The organism is Streptomyces albus subsp. chlorinus (assembly GCF_013302895.1).
Classification (GTDB): Bacteria; Actinomycetota; Actinomycetes; order Streptomycetales; family Streptomycetaceae; genus Streptomyces; species Streptomyces chlorinus.
Genome location: NZ_VJOK01000001.1, coordinates 4245905 through 4265718, shown reverse-complemented (window position 1 = coordinate 4265718; position 19814 = coordinate 4245905). Strand labels below are relative to the sequence as shown.

General features: G+C 72.2%; 14 protein-coding genes. 8 read left to right on the top strand and 6 right to left on the bottom strand.

All coding sequences use genetic code 11. The features are described from left to right. Positions 1–3: 3 nt before the first annotated feature. From FM076_RS18590 to ssd, 3 genes are read right to left on the bottom strand one after another with little or no spacing between them, the layout of a single operon-like run. Positions 4–1053, bottom strand: coding sequence for a type II secretion system F family protein (locus tag FM076_RS18590; RefSeq protein WP_428815160.1), 1050 nt, complete (start codon positions 1051–1053; stop codon positions 4–6). Between the two features lie 11 nt (positions 1054–1064). Then, positions 1065–2579: a TadA family conjugal transfer-associated ATPase gene (locus FM076_RS18585; RefSeq protein WP_243274562.1), complete on the bottom strand. Its 1515-nt coding sequence runs from the start codon at positions 2577–2579 to the stop codon at positions 1065–1067. Then, positions 2576–3835, bottom strand: coding sequence for a septum site-determining protein Ssd (gene ssd, locus FM076_RS18580; protein WP_173872150.1), 1260 nt, complete (start codon positions 3833–3835; stop codon positions 2576–2578). Before ssd ends, FM076_RS18585 begins: the two co-directional genes overlap by 4 nt. Positions 3836–4287: 452 nt before the next feature. On the opposite strand from ssd, the gene FM076_RS18575 reads away from it, so the two are divergent. Continuing rightward, the gene (locus FM076_RS18575) at positions 4288–5139 is read left to right on the top strand and encodes an HAD family hydrolase (RefSeq protein ID WP_173872149.1); all 852 of its coding nucleotides are present in this window, start codon (positions 4288–4290) and stop codon (positions 5137–5139) included. A 586-nt stretch (positions 5140–5725) separates the two neighbouring features. Here FM076_RS18575 and FM076_RS18570 read toward each other — a convergent pair. Further along, on the bottom strand, positions 5726–6589 hold the full coding sequence (locus FM076_RS18570; RefSeq protein WP_173872148.1) for an oxidoreductase: 864 nt from the start codon (positions 6587–6589) through the stop codon (positions 5726–5728). Between the two features lie 106 nt (positions 6590–6695). Between FM076_RS18570 and FM076_RS18565 the strand changes: the two genes are divergently transcribed. Beyond that, positions 6696–7712 carry an ATP-binding protein gene (locus FM076_RS18565; RefSeq protein ID WP_173872147.1) on the top strand — a complete coding sequence of 339 codons (1017 nt, stop codon included), beginning with the start codon at positions 6696–6698 and terminating at the stop codon, positions 7710–7712. Positions 7713–7898: 186 nt separating this feature from the next. Here the strand turns inward: FM076_RS18565 and FM076_RS18560 are convergent, their stop codons facing one another. After that, positions 7899–9164, bottom strand: coding sequence for a hypothetical protein (locus tag FM076_RS18560; protein WP_173872146.1), 1266 nt, complete (start codon positions 9162–9164; stop codon positions 7899–7901). 278 nt (positions 9165–9442) lie between these two features. Here FM076_RS18560 and FM076_RS18555 point away from each other — a divergent pair, with 278 nt between their 5' ends. From FM076_RS18555 to FM076_RS18525, 6 genes are all read left to right on the top strand, one after another. After that, on the top strand, positions 9443–12439 hold the full coding sequence (locus FM076_RS18555; RefSeq protein WP_243274561.1) for a SulP family inorganic anion transporter: 2997 nt from the start codon (positions 9443–9445) through the stop codon (positions 12437–12439). Between the two features lie 215 nt (positions 12440–12654). Continuing rightward, positions 12655–14631 (top strand): acetate--CoA ligase, encoded by a 1977-nt coding sequence (gene acs / locus FM076_RS18545; RefSeq protein ID WP_173872145.1) that lies wholly within the window; start codon positions 12655–12657, stop codon positions 14629–14631. A 194-nt stretch (positions 14632–14825) separates the two neighbouring features. Next, on the top strand, positions 14826–16235 hold the full coding sequence (gene nhaA, locus FM076_RS18540; RefSeq protein WP_173872143.1) for a Na+/H+ antiporter NhaA: 1410 nt from the start codon (positions 14826–14828) through the stop codon (positions 16233–16235). A gap of 227 nt (positions 16236–16462) precedes the next feature. Next, positions 16463–16933 (top strand): phage holin family protein, encoded by a 471-nt coding sequence (locus FM076_RS18535; protein WP_173872141.1) that lies wholly within the window; start codon positions 16463–16465, stop codon positions 16931–16933. Next, the gene (locus FM076_RS18530; protein ID WP_173872140.1) at positions 16930–17937 is read left to right on the top strand and encodes an alpha/beta fold hydrolase; all 1008 of its coding nucleotides are present in this window, start codon (positions 16930–16932) and stop codon (positions 17935–17937) included. Before FM076_RS18535 ends, FM076_RS18530 begins: the two co-directional genes overlap by 4 nt. A gap of 187 nt (positions 17938–18124) precedes the next feature. Beyond that, on the top strand, positions 18125–18310 hold the full coding sequence (locus FM076_RS18525; RefSeq protein ID WP_173872138.1) for a hypothetical protein: 186 nt from the start codon (positions 18125–18127) through the stop codon (positions 18308–18310). A 35-nt stretch (positions 18311–18345) separates the two neighbouring features. On the opposite strand, the gene FM076_RS18520 is transcribed toward FM076_RS18525, so the two are convergent. Continuing rightward, positions 18346–19545 (bottom strand): MarP family serine protease, encoded by a 1200-nt coding sequence (locus tag FM076_RS18520; RefSeq protein ID WP_173872136.1) that lies wholly within the window; start codon positions 19543–19545, stop codon positions 18346–18348. Between the last annotated feature and the right edge of the window lie 269 nt (positions 19546–19814).

Here is a 19814-nt window from a genome sequence, read left to right as displayed (position 1 = left end):
CACTCACCTCGATCCGCTCGGCTCGCGGGGCACCGTTGCCACGGGCACCGCAGGAGTCGCCGGCCGCACGCGAGCCGCGGTTCCACCGGCGTTCCGTGCCGGCTCCGACCGGGTCGCGCGTCCCGTCAGGGACCGGCTCCCGCCCTCCGCCGAGCGCACGATCCGGGCGACCCAGGCCAGCCCCGCCCACTCCAGGAGCAGCCCGGCCACCAGGCAGGCGAACCCGGCAGGGGTGTGCAGGAGGATCTCCAGTGGGGCTGCCTCCATGGCGCTGCCCAGCACCAGGCCGAAGACCGGCAGCAGTGCGAGTACCAGCGCGGTGGAGCGCGGGCCCGCCAGTTGGGCCTTCAGCTCCTCCCGCTGTTCCCGGCGGGCCCGCAGGGACTCGGCCACCCGCTCCAGCCCCTCGGCGAGCCCCGCACCGCCGTCCACCGCCACCCGCCAGCAGGCCGCGGCACCGGCCAGTCCGTCGGCACCGCGCAATTCGGCGGCCCTGCGCAGCGCGGCGGGCACATCGCCGCCGAACCGCGCCGCCGCCAGTACCGCCGCGCCCGCGTCTCCGAAGCGCCGCAGCACTGCCCGGTCGAGTGCCAGGAGTGCCCCGTCCGGCTGTCTCCCGGCGCGCAACTCCCCCGCCACGGCCGCACAGAGGTCGATCACGGCCGCCTCCCGCTCCCGTGCCGCGCGGTCGGCGTCCCTCCGCAGGAGCCGCCCCCGTACGAGAGGTACCGCCACCAGGCCGGCCACGAGAGGGATCCACGAACGTCCCAGCAGAGCGACGAGAAGGCCGGCGGGCAGGCACCACCCGGCGTGCCCCATCCGCTCCCGCACGCGGCGCCGCACCACCACGGCGCGCTTCCTCAGCCACTCGGGCGGTTCGACGGGGAACCACCGGGCAGCGGCCTCTCCGCCACCGGCGAGCAGCAACCGGGCCCGGCGCGGCCCGCCGTGCCCACCTGTCATCAGCCAGGCCGCGGCTCCCGCACAGACCATCGCGGCGTACCCCGCGTACGTGGCCGCCGGCTGCGAACCGGCCGCTTCCTGGCCGATCATCCCGGTCACCGTCATCGCGTACTCCCGGCGGGAGAGCCCGCAGTCTGCTGTCCTCCGCCGTGCGCCGCCGAGTACGCGTCCGGCTTCGCCTCCGCCGCACCCAACCCCCGCCGGGCGGCGGCCGGAAGGCCGTCGGCATCACCGAGGTACCTCCGCAGGCACAGTCGGCGCAGCTGGTCCCATCCGCGTTCGCGGACGAACCCGCCTTCCGCCGCCCGGCCGCTTCGTCCACCGTCCGCGCCGTTCCACACAGCCGCCGGCACGGTCGTCACCAGGCCCGCCGCATCGCGGTCCAGGACGTGGATCTGTGCGATGCGGCGCCGCCCGTCGCGTCCCCTTACGAGATGCACGATCACGTCCAGCGCGGCTGCCAACTGGCTGTGGAGGGCCGCGCGGTCGAGCCCGGCTGTCGTTCCCAGGGCCTCCAGCCGGGCCGGGACGTCGCCGGCGGCGTTGGCGTGCACGGTGCCGCAGCCGCCCTCATGACCGGTGTTCAGCGCGGCCAGCAGATCCGTCACCTCGGCTCCGCGCACCTCTCCGACGACGAGCCTGTCCGGACGCATCCGCAGCGCCTGCCGTACCAGGTCGCGCAGTTCCACCCGACCCACGCCCTCCTGGTTGGCCGGGCGCGCCTCCAGCCGGACGACGTGCGGGTGGTCGGGACGCAGCTCGGCGGAGTCCTCCGCCAGCACGATGCGCTCGTCGTGGCCGACCAGCCCCAGCAGCGTGGACAGGAGGGTCGTCTTGCCCGAACCGGTGCCGCCGCTGACGACGAACGAGAGACGCGCGTCCAGCACGGCCCGCAGCAGCCGCTCCCCGCCCGGCGGCACCGTTCCGGCGGCGACCAGTTCTTCGAGGCCGAACGCGCGCGGGCGGACGACCCGCAGGGACAGGCAGGTCGAGCCGACAGCAACCGGCGGCAGGACCGCGTGCAGCCGCGTGCCGTCGGGAAGCCGGGCGTCCACCCAGGGGCGGGCGTCGTCGAGGCGGCGGCCCGCCGAGGTGGCCAGGCGCTGTGCCAGCCTGCGTACCGCGGCGGCGTCACGGAACCGCACCCCGGTGCGCTGGAGTCCGCGCCCCCGGTCGATCCACACCCGGTCGGGGCCGGTCACGAGTACGTCCGTGACCTCGGGGTCCGCGAGCAGGGGTTCCAGCGGGCCCGCGCCCACGAGCTCGGAGCGCAGCAACTCGACGACTCCGAGTACGGCGCTGTCCCCCATCAGCCGCCCTTGGGAGCGCAGCACGGCCGCCACCCGCGCGGGGGTGGGTTCGGCCCCCGTCTCGGCGAGACTGCGCCGCACCGAGTCCAGCAGCCGGGTGCCCGCCTCCGCGCCGTCGGCGGACGGTGTCCCCGGCACGGCTGCCCCAGGAGTTTCCTCCGGACCGGTCCGCGCGCCGTCGCGGGTGCGGGAAGGGCCAGGGGTGTCGAGGGAAGGAAGGGAGCCGCCCCCGACGGTATGCCGGGTACTGGCGGTATACCGGGCACCGGCGGTGTCGTGGCCGCTGCGGGCGCTGTGGACGCTCATGCCGCGACCCCTCCCCCGCTGAGGGCCCGCTCCCAGAACATTCCGCAGAAACGGGCGAGAGCGCCGTCCTTGGCCAGGCCGGGCGGTACACCCCGGTCGATGCCCTCCAGCAGTCCCCGCTCCCAGGGCAGCTCTCCGGCCAGTGGCAGTCCGAGCAGGCGGGCGACTTCCGTGTCGTCCAGTCCGGCCCCGTAGGCGCGCTCCCCGTGGGGACCGCCCGGCGTGCGCACCACCGCGCGCAGGTCCGGGACCGCCATCTGCGTCCGTCCGGCCACCCGGTGTGCCGCGGCGACCGCGCGCAGTTCGGCGGGGACGACGGCGAGCCCGAGATCGAGCTGGACGAGGGCCTCGGCGACGGTCTCATCCACTTGCCGGGGCAGGTCGACGACGACCACGCCTCCGTGCCGCCGGGCAGCGGAGAGCACGGAGCGCATCGCCTCGGCGGGCACCGGCCCGGAGTCACCTCGGTCCCAGCTCAGCACGCGCAGGCCGTGGGCGAGGGGCAGCGCTTCGGCCAGGGCGGTGCCGCCGACGCGGCCCCGGGACTGGGCGAGGTCGGGCCAGCGCAGCCCATCCGTCCGCTCCGCGCCGAGCAGCACATCCAGCCCGCCGCCGAGCGGATCGGCGTCGATGAGCATGGTCCGCTCGCCTGCGAGAGCCGCGGTGACCGCCAGCGCGCAGGCCAGGGTGGAGGCTCCGGCGCCGCCGCGCCCCCCGATCACTCCGATCGTCAGCGCGGCGGGGCCGACGCCCTCCACGGCGTCCGCGATGCGGCCTGTGAGCCAGCTCTCCGCATCGGGCAGCAGCACCACGCTCTCGGCCCCGACCCGGACTCCGCGCTCCCACACGCCCGGGTCGTCCCAGTCGCGCCCTACAAGCAGCACTCCGGGACGGCGCGGCACCGCTCCCGCCCCGGCCCTTCCGGACCAGGCCGCCCCTGCTCCGGAGGAGACGGCATACCCGGAAGACACGGTGGCGCCGGGGAGACCGGAGGGGCTCGGCGGCCCGGAAGCCCCGGGCGATCGGGAGGCGCCGGTGGGGTCGCCGAAGCCGGAGGCGGCGGCGCAGTCGTCCCCGACGAGCACCAGGGGTGCCCGCTCCCAGGCCGTGGCGCCGCTCCAGGCCGCCCACCCCGCCTCACAGGTGGGTCCGCCGTGTGCGACCTGGGGCTCCGCCGTCCCCGCCGCCGCGCACAGTCGCAGTAGGTCATCGAGGAGTTCTGCGTCCTCGGTGACAATCAGAATGTTTTCGGCCATGGTCCCGGCCTCCCCGTCCGTTGGGCACTCGCGTCCGCAAACGGCTGCGGACGCCGACGGGATTCACGGTGCTGCGAACCGGAAAAACTTGTGGATCATGGTCGAAAACTGTGGACAACCCAGGGGATGTGAATAACTCGCTCACCCAAACCAGTGACTTCCGGAGAGCAGCGCTTCGATTACACTCGGTTACAGGTCGGAGGAATCACCGCGTCCGGTCCCTGAAGATCGAAAAAGCCCCGGCCGATGCGGGCCGGGGCGGGAAAATGCCCCCGGACATGCGACGACCCCCGCCGGGGGGGAGAGCGGGGGTCGTCTCCACGGCCGACTCGGGGGGGGAGGAGTCGGGCCGGGTTAGCACGGTCGCGAACGATCCGTGACTTCCATGGTGTACCCGAGAGCCTTCTCAGGCAAACCCACGCGCCCCAGCTTACGCCGAATGGTGGGCGCCTATGCTCAGTGGCGTGGAAAATCTCGCGATGCCCCGCACCGCCGCCTTCTTCGATCTGGACAAGACGGTCATTGCGAAGTCGAGCACGCTCACCTTCGGCAAGTCCTTCTATCAGGGTGGCTTGATCAATCGCCGCGCTGTGCTGCGGACCGCTTACGCGCAGTTCGTATATCTCCTCGGCGGCGCCGACCACGACCAGATGGAGCGGATGCGCGAATACCTCTCCGCGCTCGCCCGGGGCTGGGACGTCGAGCAGGTCAGGGAGATCGTGGCCGAGACCATCCACGACCTGATCGACCCCATCATCTACGACGAGGCCGCCTCGCTGATCGAGAAGCACCACCTGGCCGGCCGGGATGTGGTCATCGTCTCGACCTCGGGCGCGGAGGTCGTCGAGCCGATCGGCCGGATGATCGGCGCCGACCGCGTCGTGGCCACCCGGATGGTCGTCGAGGACGGCCGCTTCACGGGGGAGATCGAGTACTACGCGTACGGCCCCACCAAGGCCGAGGCCATCCGGGAGCTGGCCGGCTCCGAGGGATACGACCTGGAGCGCTGCTACGCCTACAGCGACTCCGCCACGGACCTGCCGATGCTGGAGGCCGTCGGGCACCCGCACGCCGTCAACCCGGACCGGGCACTGCGCAAGGAGGCGCTCGCGCGCGACTGGCCCGTCCTGACGTTCTCCCGGCCCGTCCGTCTCAAGCAGCGCATCCCCTCGCTGTCCATGCCGTCCCGTCCCGCACTCGCGTTCACGGCAGTCGCCATGGGGGCGGCGGCCGCGACGGCGGGACTCGTCTGGTTCAACAACCGCCGCCGACCGCGCACGCCGTCGCGCTTCCGCCTCTTCTGAGACACCCGAGCCCTGGAGGCTCCGGCACCCTCCCCTGAGGCCGGTCAGCCTCCCCCCGGCGAAAACTGCGAAACAACGCCCCAGGCACAGAAATGCGGTGGCTCCGCCTGAGGGCGGCGCCACCGCTGGCATGTCCACCGGGTTACCAGTGCGTGCTTCACCTGTGTGTCCGGACATCAGGGCGGGAACTTTGCCCTTCCCTGGTGGGACCTGCCCATCGCGGGCTGTGCGTCGCGTGGGTGCCCGGTGTTCATGCATCCGGTCCGTGGGCCTTGCGTGACGGGATCCTCTCGGATGCCGCTGGTCTCGCGGGCCGTTGACTCCTTTGTACCCCCGCAGGCAGTCGAACGGAAGCCCTGGGCGCAGATCTTTACTTTTCACCTCAAGCAGGTATCAAACGGGCAGGAGCGCTGAGCGCCTCCAGCCCTCACATCCAGCCCGCGCGTCCGGCACCACACAACAGCGAGCACAGTCCCGCCGGCCCCGGCGACCACACCGTTCCGTCCGGGAAGGACCGGAACCCTCTGCAGGGGCCCACCCGCAGTTCCCTCTCCAGAAACGCTCACGATCCCCGTCGGAGGCTCTTTCAGGCCGCTCCGCGCTGGAGTGCCTCGCAGACCGCAGTGCTCTCGCGTACACCCAGCTCGACGGCGCGTCCGCAGTGCGCGATCCACTCGGTCATCCCCTCAGGCGTTCCGGCGGCGTACCCCGCCAGCGCCTTGCGGTAGGCCTCGCGGCCCAGTTCCGCGTAGCCCACCTCGGCCGGGCAGATGGCCTTCGGGTCGAGGCCACTGCCCACCAGGACGACGCGCTCAGCCGCGCGGGCGACCAGCCCGTTGCACGAGCCGAACGGGCGCAGCACCTGCAGCTCGCCGTGCACCACCGCCGCCGTGACCAGCGCGGGTGCGGAGGTACCACCCGAGACGAGCTGGGCCAAGCCGTCCAGCCGGGCCGCGACCTCGTCGGCGCCGGGCAGCTCCAGGCCGAGTTCGGGTCCCCGCACCGGCTCACCGGGGCGGCGCGGGCGCCCGACGGTGTCGTCGGGGGCCGCTCCGGACGCGGCCACCAGGTGCAACCGCGCCAGGACGCGCAGCGGCGACTGCTGCCAGATGTCGAGCAGCTGTCCGGCCTCGGCCGTCACCCGCAGAGCCGCACCAACCGTCCGGGCCTCGGCCTCGGTGCCGAAGTCGCTGCGGCGGCGCACCTCCTCCAGCGCCCAGTCGGCGCCTTCGACGGCGGCAGAGGCGCGCGCGCCGCGCAGTGCGGCCTCCGCGCTGACCTCACTGCTGCGACGGCGCATGATCCGGTGCCCGTAGACCCGGTCCACCGAGGCGCGCACAGCTTCCACGGCGTCGGGCACGCCCGGCAGTGCGGCGAGGGGGGCGAGCGGGTCGGCTGCGGGAGCCGCGGACGCCGCGGCGCGTCCGTTGGAGCCTGCGGTGCTACTCATGCGTACGACCCTACGCACCCGGCCGAGCGGCCCAACCCCACGATCGAGTGGTCTTCTTCACTCGCGCCTGCACAGCCACTGTCCGCACAGCCTTACGCTATTGAACATGAAGATCGCTTTCGTAGGAAAGGGCGGCAGCGGCAAGACGACGCTGTCCTCGCTGTTCGTCCGCCACCTCGCGGCCCACGGCACACCCGTCGTCGCCGTCGACGCCGACATCAACCAGCACCTCGGTGCGGCACTCGGTCTGGACGACGAGGAGGCGGCCGCACTGCCCGCGATGGGGGCACATCTGCCGCTCATCAAGGACTACCTGCGCGGCAGCAACCCGCGGATCACCTCCGCCGAGTCGATGATCAAGACGACGCCCCCCGGCGGGGGTTCGCGACTGCTCCGCCTGCAGGAAGACAACCCGGTTTACGACGCGTGCGCACGAACAGTGGCACTGGACGGTGTGGACATCCGGCTGCTGGCCACCGGCCCGTTCACCGAGTCGGACCTCGGCGTCGCCTGCTACCACTCGAAGACGGGTGCGGTGGAGCTGTTCTTGAACCATCTGGTTGACGGGCGCGAGGAGTACGTGGTCGTCGACATGACGGCGGGCAGCGACTCGTTCGCCTCCGGCATGTTCACCCGCTTCGACATGACCTTCCTGGTCGCCGAACCGACCCGCAAGGGAGTCTCGGTGTACCGCCAGTACAAGGAGTACGCACGGGACTTCGGCGTACCGCTGAAGGTGGTCGGCAACAAGGTGCAGAACGAGGACGACCTCGACTTCCTGCGCCAGGAAGCCGGCGAGGACCTCCTGGTGACGGTCGGCCACTCGGATTGGGTCCGCGCCATGGAGAAGGGCAGGCCGCGCCCCTTCGCGCAGCTCGAAGAGGTGGACGCCCGCGCCCTGGCGACCCTCCACGAGGCGGCCGACGCGGTGTACGAGAAGCGTGACTGGGAGCGCTACACCCGCCAGATGGTGCACTTCCACCTGCGCAACGCGGAGAGCTGGGGCAACGCCAGAACGGGTGTCGACCTCGCCGCCCAGGTCGATCCCTCTTTCGTGCTGAGCGAGGCCCACGGAACCTCTGTCCCGGAGCCCGCCCGGGCCACCGCACCGCAGCCGGCCTGAGGCGGGCCGAGAGCGCGGACCTCCACCGCTCCAGGCCGGCACGGCCGCATCCCCGTGAGCCGGAAGGAGGTCCGCACCGGGGAAGGAGGACCGCGCCGGCCGATCCCCTACGGTCACGCCCTGGCACCCCGCGTCCCGGCCTCCCGGCGTCCCGGCGCCGGGGCCGCCCTCAGGGCCCTGCCCTCCTCACCTCTCCCCGGTGTGCTCGACGTTCTTGGCGTCCTTCGTGCCTCTCGCCTCCCTGGCCAGGAACGAGCGCCAGCCGCCCTCGGGCCGCTCCCCGATCTCCAGGGTGCGCAGTTGGGCGAGCACGCGCGGGTCCTGCGCGTCCAGCCAGTCGACAAGCTGGCGGAACGAGACGCAGCGGACACCCTTCTTCGGGCAGACCGTCTTCATGACGTCCTCGACGGCGTCCATGTAGATGCCGCCGTTCCAGTCCTCGAAGTGGTTACCGATGATCATCGGTGCCCGGTTGCCGTGGTAGGCGCGCTCGAAGCCCTGCAGGAGCCCGTCGCGCATCTGCGCCTCCCACACCGGCCGCTTCTCGACCGCCCCGTCAACCGTTCCGGACTGGTTGGCGAGGAAGTTGTAGTCCATCGAGAGGGTCTCGAACTGGCGGCCGGGAACGGGGACCTGCTGAAGCGGCAGGTCCCACAGTCCGTGCCGCTTGCCCGGCCACACCTGCGTGCCGTTGCCGCTGGAGTCGTACCGGAAGCCCATCTGGCGCGCTGCCTTGAGGAGGTTCTCCTGACCTTCGAGACAGGGGGTGCGACCGCCCACCAGTTCCCGGCTGTAGTCGAACGGCAGCGCCTCGGCCTCCCGCCAGCCGGTGGTGGTCTTCCAGTGCTCGACGAACCAGCGTGCCTGCCTGATCTCGCTCTTCCACTGCCGGACGGACCAGGAGTCCACCCCGCCCGGCCCGCAGAAGTGGCCGTTGAAGTGGGTACCGATCTCGCTGCCCTCCAGCCACGCCTTGCGGACCTGCTTGAGCGTGGCACGTACGTTCTTGTCCCTGAGGAAGCCGATGTCGGAGGCGCCCGGGGCGCGGCCGGGCGGGGCGTAACGTTTCGCCTTGTCCTCCGGCAGCGTGTAGATGCCGCTGAGGAAGTAGGTCTGGGCCGCGCCGTACTTCTTGCCAGCCTTGCGGAAGCGGGAGAAGAGCCGCTTCTCGTCCTCGCCGGCGCCGTCCCACGAGAAGACCACGAACTGCGGCGGCTTCTGACCCGGCCTCAGCTTCCGGGGCGTGGGCTGGAGAGGCTGCCGGCCCGTCAGCGAGGTCGAGCCGTCGCCCAGGAGCCTGACCTCGCCTTGCGGACCGCCGTTGGGCGCGCCGTCCGGCGCGCCCCCCAGACTCCCGGTGTCGTCGCCGGAGCATCCCGCGGCAGCCAGGGACAGCGCCAGCGCCGCCAGGACCGCGGTGGTGAGAGCGGGTCGTCTTCGCGTGGCTGCCATCGGCTCACCTCGTCCTCTCGCCTTGTCTCGTCGGTCACCGGGCGGGACCGGCGTCGCCATGCGGACAAAAGTGACACGAGACGTTAATAAGACAAGTAAGACAAGCGGCCTTATCGGCACCGTTCACTCGATGGACGGAACCCGGACCGCCAGACACCACCCCGCGCTTCACCAAGGCTTTACTTGGCATTACATTCCATTTACTTCCGCTTGGGAGTAACCAGAAGATCACGCAGAGACGTGAGCGCCCTTGCCCGCCCACACCGAGAGGAGGCGCGATGTCCCACCCCACACCTGTCCGCGGCGGTGCCGCCGACAGCCCGGAGCGCCCCGCCGCAGGTCAGCCCCGGTCACCACGGCGCCGGCCAACTCTGCGCCGGACGGCCGGGCACACGACGGCGAAGCGCTGGTCGGCCGACCTCTCCGCCTCCGTCACCGTCTTTCTGATCGCGCTGCCGCTCTCCCTCGGCATCGCGCTCGCCGCGGGCGCACCGCTCCAGGCGGGGCTGGTGGCAGGCGTGGTGGGCGGGCTGGTCTGCGGCCGGCTCGGCGGATCACCGCTGCAGATCACCGGTCCCGCAGCGGGGCTGACCGTGATCACGGCGGAGCTGATCCACACCTACGGTTGGCAGGCCACCTGCGCCGTCACCGTCGCGGCGGGGCTCGCCCAGCTCGGCCTCGGACACCTCCGGGTGGCCCGCTCGGCACTCGCCGTCAGCCCCGCGGTGGTGCACGGCATGCTGGCCGGCATCGGCGTGACCATCGCGCTGGCCCAGTCGCACGTCATGTTCGGCGGCGCACCGGACAGCTCGCCGCTCACCAACGCGCTGGAGCTCCCGGGCAGAGTGCTCGCGGTCCAGCCCGCCGCCCTCTCCGTCAGCGTGCTCACCCTCACCGTGCTGCTCGCGTGGCCCCGGCTGAAGGAGCACGGAGGGCCGTTCGGGGCCGTCGTGGGGAAGGTGCCCGCCGCGCTGGTCGCCATCGGGCTGGCGACCTGCGCCGCCGCGGCGGCCGACATGCGTCTGCCCCGCGTCGATCTGCCCTCGTGGCGCGCGCACGCTCTCCCGCAACTGCCGGACGGCCCCGTGCTCGGGCTGGCCACGGCGGTCCTGACGCTCACTCTGGTGGCGAGCGTCCAGGCGCTGCTGTCCGCCGTCGCCGCCGACAAGCTGGCAGCGGCGCGCGGCGCGGAGAACCGGGTGCCGCGCAGCGACCTGGACCGGGAGCTGCGCGCGCACGGCGTGGCGAACGCGGTGTCCGGAGCGCTCGGCGGACTGCCCGTCACCGGAGTCGCGGTGCGCAGCACCGCGAACATCGCTGCCGGTGCCGCCAGCCGGAACGCCGGGCTGCTCCAAGGAGTGTGGCTGCTGCTGGCCGCCGCGCTGCTGGTGGGCGTGCTGGAGCTGATCCCTCTCGCCGCCCTGGGGACGCTCGTGATGGTCGTCGGCCTCCGCATGGTGAACCTGGGGCACCTCGCAGCGGTGGCGCGTCATCGCGAGGGAGTGGTGCTGGGCGTCACCGCCGTCGGGGTCGTGCTGCTCGGTGTGCTGGAGGGAGTGGGCCTCGGACTCGCGGTCGCGGTGGTGCTGGCACTGCGCCGTCTGGCACGGACACGGATCTCCGTCGTACGGGACACGACACACCATCTCCAGGACGGTTCCGCCGCGCCGGCCGGGGCGCCTCCCCGGAAGGGCGCCCGTGCCCAGGGAGCCCTTCCCCAGGACGCCCGTCAGGGCCCCTCTTCCGGGGACGGCGGCCCGATCGTCTCTCGCGTGGTCGTCCGGGGGCAGTTGACGTTTCTCGCGGTGCCCCGGCTCAGCCGGGCGCTGGCCCAGGTCCCGGAGGGGGCGCGGGCGAGCGTGGAGCTGGAGGGCTCCTTCATGGACCATGCGGCGTTCGAGGCACTGGAGGACTGGCGCGCCGCGCACACGGCCTCCGGCGGTGAGGTGGTGTTCAAAGGCCGCACGGGGCAGGAGAGCAGCGAGCCCGCGGCCACCCGCACCCGCCGCCCATGGTCGCCGTGGCGCAACCACCAGCGCCCCCGGCCGACAACCGACAGCCCAGGCAAGCCCCTCACCACGACCTCCCCGCACGAGAAGTCGTCACCCAAGCACGAGAAGTCGTCACCCCAGGAAGCCCACCCACCACCCGCAGACGAAGCTCCGGAACCCGAAGCGCCTGCGCCCAAAGCGCCCGCAACCGAAGCGCCCGCGCCCGGAGAACCCACCGGAACGTCCATGAGCGGGACTCCCCTCACCAAAGCTCCCCTCACCAAAGCTCGCCCTACCCCAGACCCCTTTGCAGCGCCTCCCACCGCCGGTACCCCCGCAGCCGACGCCGAGCAGGCTCTCCCCGCCAGGCCGGGGCACCGCGCTCTCCCCACCAGGACGGGGCACCGCGCTTCCCCCTCCGCCCGGCGCGGGCAACTGCTCGGCGGGGTGCGCGACTTCCAGCTGAGGACGGCGCCACTCGTGCGGGCCGAGCTGGCGCGGCTGGCCGAGGAGGGGCAGCGTCCCTCCCAGCTCTTCCTGGCCTGCGCCGACTCGCGGCTGGTCACCAGCATGATCACCTCCAGCGGGCCGGGTGATCTCTTCACGGTCCGCAACGTGGGCAATCTGGTGCCGCCGCCGGGTGGGGAGAGCGGTGACCAGTCGGTGGCCGCCGCGATCGAGTACGCCATCGAGGTGTTGCGCGTCGAGTCGGTGACGGTCTGCGGGCACTCGGGGTGCGGCGCGATGCGGGCGCTGTACGACAGCGCGGTCGCGGGCCGCGAGCCGGCGGACACCTCCCTCGGCCGCTGGCTGCGGCACGGCCGCCCCACCCTGGAGCGGTACCGGGCCCACGCGTCGCCGGCCGCACTCGCGGCACCGGCCGCACGCGCGGCACCGGCCGCACGCGCGGCACCGGCCGCACGCACGCCAGCTCCGGCGGCCTCGGCGGCAGGAGCCGAGCCCGGAACCGAGGGGCATCCCGTCCCATGGCCCCCGGCGCGCACCACGGCGTGCCGGGGAGCGGCGCCTGTCGCAGGGCCCCGGCTCGCCGACCGGGAGACGGCCGACGAGTTGGAGGCCCTCTGCCTCGCGAACATCGTCCAGCAACTGGACCATCTGGCGGCGCACGAGTGCGTGGCCCGGCGCCTGCGGGAGGGGACGCTCGAACTGCACGGCATGTACTTCCATGTGGGCGAGGCGCAGATCTATGTGGCGGAGCCGGAGGACACCGGGGATGACGGGCCGGTGTTCGCGGCCGTTCGTCCGGATTCCGTGGTCATATGAGGGAGTGCGTCCGCTCCTGGTACGGGGCCTCGCACAGCGGACAAGTCCCCCGGTCCCCGCGCGATCCGACAGGTCTAAACCAATTGTGGTGACGGCCCTTGTCATGGAGGTGGGGCGGCTGATGAGCTAGGGCGGGACACAGCGCACACCCCGGGAAAGGGAGATGCCGTGAGCAACGAAAACCTGGCCAGCCTGCTCAAGGAGGAGGGGGAAAAGTGAGCGAGCATTCTTCCCTCTCCAACCTGCTCAAGGAAGAGCGGAGGTTCGCCCCGCCCGCCGATCTGGCCGCGCATGCCAATGTGACCGCCGCGGCCTACGAGCAGGCGAAGGCCGACCGGCTGGGTTTCTGGGCCGAGCAGGCGCGCCGTCTGAGCTGGGGCACCGAGCCGACCGAGACGCTCGACTGGTCGAACCCCCCGTTCGCCAAGTGGTTCAAGGACGGCAAGCTCAACGTCGCCTACAACTGCGTGGACCGCCACGTGGAGGCCGGCCACGGCGACCGGGTCGCCATCAACTTCGAGGGCGAGCCCGGTGACACCCGCACGCTCACCTACGCCGACCTGAAGCGGGAGGTCTCCCAGGCGGCCAACGCGCTGACCGAGCTGGGTGTGCAGGCGGGCGACCGGGTCGCGATCTACATGCCGATGATCCCGGAGACGGTCGTGGCGATGCTGGCGTGCGCCCGTATCGGCGCCCCGCACTCGGTGGTCTTCGGCGGCTTCTCGGCGGACGCGCTGGCGACCCGTATCGAGGACGCCGACGCGCGTGTCGTCATCACCTCGGACGGCGGCTACCGCAAGGGCGCGGCCTCCGCACTCAAGCCGGCCGTGGACGAGGCGCTGACCCGGCCGGGCACCGAGAAGGTGCGCAACGTCCTGGTCGTGAGGCGCACCGGGCAGGAGGACATCTCCTGGACCGAGGGGCGGGACGTGTGGTGGCACGAGCTGGTCGGCCGCCAGTCGGACGAGCACACGCCGCGGGACTTCGACGCGGAGCACCCGCTGTTCATCCTGTACACCTCGGGCACCACGGGGAAGCCGAAGGGCATCCTGCACACCACCGGCGGTTATCTGACGCAGGCCGCCTACACGCACCACGCGGTCTTCGACCTCAAGCCGGAGAGCGACGTGTTCTGGTGCACGGCCGATGTCGGCTGGGTGACCGGGCACTCGTACATCGTCTACGGCCCGCTGGCCAACGGGGCGACGGAGGTGCTGTACGAGGGCACCCCGGACTCGCCGCACAAGGGCCGCTGGTGGGAGATCGTGCAGAAGTACGGCGTCACGATCCTCTACACGGCGCCGACCGCCATCCGTGCCTGCATGAAGTGGGGCGACGACATCCCGGCGAAGTTCGACCTGTCGTCGCTGCGCATCCTCGGCTCGGTGGGTGAGCCGATCAACCCCGAGGCGTGGATGTGGTACCGGCACCACATCGGCGCCGACCGCACCCCCGTGGTCGACACCTGGTGGCAGACCGAGACCGGCAGCATCATGATCAGTCCACTGCCGGGCGTCACCGAGACCAAGCCCGGCTCGGCGCAGGTGCCGCTCCCGGGTATCTCGGCGACGGTGGTGGACGACGAGGCGAACGAGGTGCCCAACGGCGCCGGCGGCTACCTGGTGCTCACCGAGCCGTGGCCGTCCATGCTGCGCACCATCTGGGGCGACGACAAGCGGTTCCTGGACACCTACTGGTCGCGTTTCGAGGGCAGGTACTTCGCGGGCGACGGCGCGAAGAAGGACGACGACGGCGATGTGTGGCTGCTGGGCCGGGTGGACGACGTGATGCTCGTCTCCGGGCACAACATCTCCACCACGGAGGTGGAGTCGGCGCTGGTCTCGCACCCGAAGGTGGCCGAGGCGGCGGTCGTGGGCGCGACCGACCCGCAGACGACGCAGGCCATCTGCGCGTTCGTGATCCTGCGCGGCGAGGTGGCCGAGTCCGCCGAGGACGAGGCGCTGGTCGAGGAGCTGCGCGCCCATGTGGCCAAGCAGCTCGGCCCGATCGCCAAGCCGAAGCGCATCCTGCCGGTCGCGGAGCTGCCCAAGACCCGCTCCGGGAAGATCATGCGCCGACTGCTGCGCGACGTCGCGGAGAACCGGACGCTGGGGGACACGCAGACCCTCACCGACTCCTCCGTGATGGAACTCATCCAGGCGAAGCTGCCGAGCGCGCCCAGCGAGGACTGACCTGGTCAGCGAGGTGAGCGCGGCGTGAGTCCGTGAGCGCGCGGTGAGGGGGCACCCGGTGGCCGGGTGCCCCCTCACTCGCATTGGTTAGGCTGGCGGGGGCGCGTAAAGAATGCGCCAAGAAATGGGGCGAGCCGGGAAGTCTGGTCGGCACACACCACAGGTGTGTCCGCCACCCTCCAGGGAGGTCCCTGATGTCCCCGCCCCACGGCGACGGCGCCCGCCGCCGCTCCGTCTTCCTCGGCAGGCTGCCGCTGACCGAGCGGACGTTCCTCGCGGACGCGCTCCGTACCGAGACCGTCGGCGGGACCCTCCTGCTGGCCGCCGCCGTTCTCGCACTGGTGCTGGCCAACACGGGGGTGAGCGGCTTCTACGCGGACGTACGGGACTTCCACTTCGGGCCCGAGGCGCTGCATCTGAACCTGTCGGTGGCCGACTGGGCCAAGGACGGCCTGCTGACGATCTTCTTCTTCGTGGCCGGTATCGAGCTGAAGCGTGAGCTGGTCGCGGGTGAGTTGCGCGATCCGCGGGCGGCGGCGCTGCCGATCGTCTCGGCGGTGTGCGGCATGGCCGTCCCGGCGCTGATCTACGTCGCCGCCTCCGCCGCGGGCGGCGGGGACCTGCGGGGCTGGGCGATTCCCATGGCGACCGACATCGCCTTCGCGCTGGGGGTGCTGGCGGTGCTCGGCACGGGCCTGCCCTCCGCGCTGCGCGCCTTCCTGCTGACCCTGGCGGTGGTGGACGACCTGGGCGCCATCGTGATCATCGCCGTCTTCTACTCGGCGGGGATCAGCCTGGGCGCGCTGGCGGGGGCGGTCGCGGGGCTGGCCGTCTTCTGGTTCCTGCACCACAAGGGGGTGCGTGGCTGGTACGTGTATGTGCCGCTGGCGCTCGTCATCTGGGGGCTGATGCACGCCAGCGGGGTGCATGCCACGGTGGCCGGCGTGGCGATGGGGCTGATGCTGCGCTGCTCGGTACGGCCGGGTGAGACGGCGTCACCGGCCGCGCGTATCGAACACCTGGTCAGGCCGCTGTCGGCGGGGCTCGCGGTACCCGTCTTCGCGCTGTTCGCGGCGGGTGTCGCGGTCTCGGGCGGGGCCCTGACCCAGGTGTTCACCCGGCCGGAGACCCTGGGGGTGGTCCTCGGGCTGCTGGTGGGCAAGACGCTCGGGGTGTTCTTCGGCGCCTGGGCCGCGGCCCGTTTCACCAAGGCCGAGCTGAACCGGGACCTGGCCTGGGCCGACGTGCTGGCCATCGCCGCGCTGGCCGGGATCGGTTTCACCGTCTCGCTGCTGATCAGTGAACTCGCCTTCGCGGGGGAGGCCGCGCTCACCGACGAGTCCAAGGCCGCCGTGCTCACGGGTTCCCTGCTGGCCGCCGTCTTCGCGGGGATCCTGCTCAAACTCCGTACGCGCAGGTACCGTTCGCTGCTGGAGGCAGAGGAGCGGGACGAGGACGGCGACGGCGTCCCGGACGTGTACGAGGAGGGCGACCCGGACTTCCACCTCCGGATGGCGGCCCTCTACGAGGCCAAGGCGGCGGAACACCGCAGGCTCGCCGAAGTGGCCCAAGGCGACGACGCGGCGGATGATGGTCCGGCATGATCGAGCCTGACACATGGTGACCGGCCGGTAATCCGGGGCGCCGGGCGCCGGACCTCCCGTGACGGGGACCTTCGCGGGGCGCGGGCCTCCCCGGCGGAGCCCTCGTTCGCGAAGGGACCGGTACCCCTCCGCGTTCGGGGTACGGGAACCGGGCGGACACTGGAGCCGGAGGAAGCACCGGGCCCGCACCGCCGCGGGCCCGTACGAGACGCAAGGGAGAGTGAGCGATGAGCGCAGCCGACGACGGCCGCAGCCTCGGCCAGTTGGTCGCGGCGGCCACCGCGGAGATGTCCGCGCTGGTGCACGACGAGATCGCGCTGGCCAAGGCCGAACTGCGGCAGGACGTCAAGCGCGGCGTGATGGGCAGCGGCGCGGCCCTGGTCGCCGGGGTACTGCTGCTCTTCGCACTGCCCGTGCTCAGCTTCGCCGCCGCCTACGGCATCCACAACCTGGGTCTCGGCCTCGCCTGGTCGTTCCTGATCGTGGGCGGCGCGTTCATCGCGCTCGCGCTGCTTCTGCTGCTGCTCGCGCTGGCCAAGTTCAAGAAGGTCTCCAGGAGCAAGAGCGCGCAGAAGTCGATGGCGTCCGCCAAGCAGAGCGCGTCCGTCCTCTCGCACGCCAAGCCGCACCCGCGTGCGGCGGAGGACGGTGGGAAGGAGCGCCCGCAGCTCCAGGGTGTGACACGCTCGTCCGTATGACGCTCGCAGACAGTCCCACGGCCGTGATCCGTCCCGAGGGCCCCTGGACGCACCGGGACGTGGCCGCCAACGGAGCGCGCTTCCACATCGCCGAGATGGGGGAAGGCCCGCTGGTACTGCTGCTGCACGGATTCCCGCAGTACTGGTGGGCGTGGCGGCACCAGTTGCCCGCGCTCGCCGACGCCGGTTACCGCGCCGTCGCCATGGACCTGCGGGGCGTGGGCGGCAGCGACCGTACGCCGCGCGGCTACGACCCGGCCAACCTCGCGCTCGATGTGACCGGGGTCATCCGCTCCCTGGGGGAGCCCGACGCGGCGCTGGTCGGACACGACCTGGGGGGCTATCTGGCGTGGACGGCGGCGGTGATGCGGCCCAAGCTGATCCGCCGGCTCGCCGTCGTCTCGATGCCGCATCCGCGCCGCTGGCGGGCCGCCATGCTCGCCGACGTCCGGCAGACGGCCGCCAGCTCCCACATCTGGGGCTTCCAGCGCCCGTGGGTGCCGGAGCGTCAGCTCGTCGCCGACGACGGCGCGTTGGTGGAGCGGCTGATCAGGGAGTGGGCCGGCCCCAAGCTGGCGGACACCACCGACACCACGGTCGCCGCCGACACCGTCGCCGCCGCCGACACCACCGCAGCCGCCGGGAACGCCGGGGAAACCGGCGGTCCGGCCCTCGGCAACTACCGGCGCGCCATGTGCATCCCCTCCACGGCGCACTGCTCGGTCGAGCCCTACCGGTGGCTGGTGCGGTCGCTGGCGCGGCCGGACGGGGTGCAGTTCTACCGCCGGATGAAGCGGCCGGTGCGGGTGCCGACGCTCCATCTGCACGGTTCACTCGATCCGGTGATGCGGACGCGCAGCGCGGCGGGTTCGGGGCAGTACGTGGAAGCCCCGTACCGCTGGCGGCTCTTCGACGGGCTCGGGCACTGGCCGCACGAGGAGGACCCGGCGGCCTTCACCACGGAACTGGTGCACTGGCTCAGCGACCCGGAGCCGGACCGCTGAGGCCCGCGCGTGCCCGCTTCTTCGCCCGCTCCTCCTCCCGATCCTCCGCCCGTTCTCCCGTTCCTCCGCCCGTTCTCCCCGCTCTTCTCCTCCGCTTCGCTCCACTCCGCACACATGCCCACCGCATAGGCCGAATGAGCGGCGGGTGGGTGATTACTGACCTTGGGCCCAGGGCAAGCACCCCGGTATGGGCTTGACGCACGACTTCCGTGACGTGGCACGTAACCGCGGTCATCTGAGGGACCCGCGCGGCCAGGCTTCTCCGCGCGCCGCCCGGCAACCGCACTCCGCGGACGCCGAGCTGGGCATCCCCCGCATCCTGCGCCGCCGGGCGCGCTGGGTGGGAGCGAGACTGCGGCACACCCGCGGCTGACCCCTGCCGGGCTCCCCGGCGCGGCGCCGGTGCCGTCAGAGCGCGCAGCCCTGGGTGTCCACCGGGCGGCGGGCCGTGCGTGACTTGGTGATGTCCTCGCGGATCTCGTCGACGGTCAGCGCGTACCCCGTGCGGTCGTCGTCCAGCGACTTGGCGAAGACCACGCCGTGGACCCGGCCCTCGGGGGTGAGCAGCGGGCCGCCCGAGTTGCCCTCGCGGATCATGGCGTAGAGCGAGTAGACGTCACGGCCGACGGTGCCCCGGTGGTAGATGTCGGGTCCCTCGGCCGTGATCCGGCCGCGCACCCGCGCGGCACGTACGTCGTAGCCGCCGTTCTGCGGGAAGCCCGCCACGATCGCGTCGTCGCCGCTGTCCGCGTCGTGCTCGTCGAAGCGCAGCGCGGGCGCGTGCAGACCGGGGACGTCGAGGACGGCGATGTCACGCTTCCAGTCGTAGAGCACCACGCTGGCGCCGTACCGCGCCCCCTCGCCGCCGATCTGCACGGTCGGCGCCTGGACACCGCCGACGACGTGCGCGTTCGTCATCACCTTGCCCCGCGAGAAGACGAATCCGGTGCCCTCCACCTCCTTCCCGCAGCTCGGCGCCGTGCCCACGACCTTGACGATGCTGCGCTTGGCGCGCTCGACCACGGGACTGCCGGCCAGCCGCGGGTCGGGGGGCGGCACGTCGCGGATCGGCTCGTTGGCGAACGGCGAGAAGACCTGCGGGTAGCCGCTCTCGGCCAGTACGGACGAGAAGTCGGCGAACCAGTTGTCGGCCCCCCGGGGCATCACCCTGGAGACGCCGAGCAGGACCTTGGAGTCGCGTACTTCCTTGCCCAGCGTCGGCAGTGAGGTGCCCGCCAGCGCGGAGCCGATCAGCCAGGCGACGACCAGCATGGCGAGCACGTTGACGAGGGCGCCCCCGGTCGCGTCCAGGGCCCGCGCGGGCGACCAGGTGATGTGCTGCCGCAGTTTGTTGCCCAGGTGGGTGGTGAGCGCCTGCCCGACCGAGGCGCAGAGGATCACGGCGATGACGACGCCGATCGCCATGCCCGTCCCCGGACGCTCGCCCCCGGTGAACTGGTCCCACAGCAGCGGCAGGACGAACAGCGCGACCAGTCCGCCGCCGAGGAAGCCGAGGACGGACAGGATGCCGACGACGAAGCCCTGGCGGTAGCCGACGATCGCGAACCACACAGCCGCCGCGAGCAGCAGTACGTCCAGCATGTTCACCGAATCAGCCTCGCCTCGGGTTCACCTCGACACTCGTGCACCGCCCGCCGCGCCCGCGCGGCCAGTGACCCGTGCGGCCAGTGGTCCGGGCGGCCAGTGGTCCGTGCGCGGGGGCCCGTGTGCCGGCGACCCGTGCGGCAGGCGGAAGGGACACCGTCTCATGAGCACGGCACCGCCGGACTCACGCCTGCCGAACGTGTGAACGCAGACGGTCACTTCCTCGGCCAAGACGGTCATTCCCCTCGGACAACCGGTCGGCAGCGGTCAGG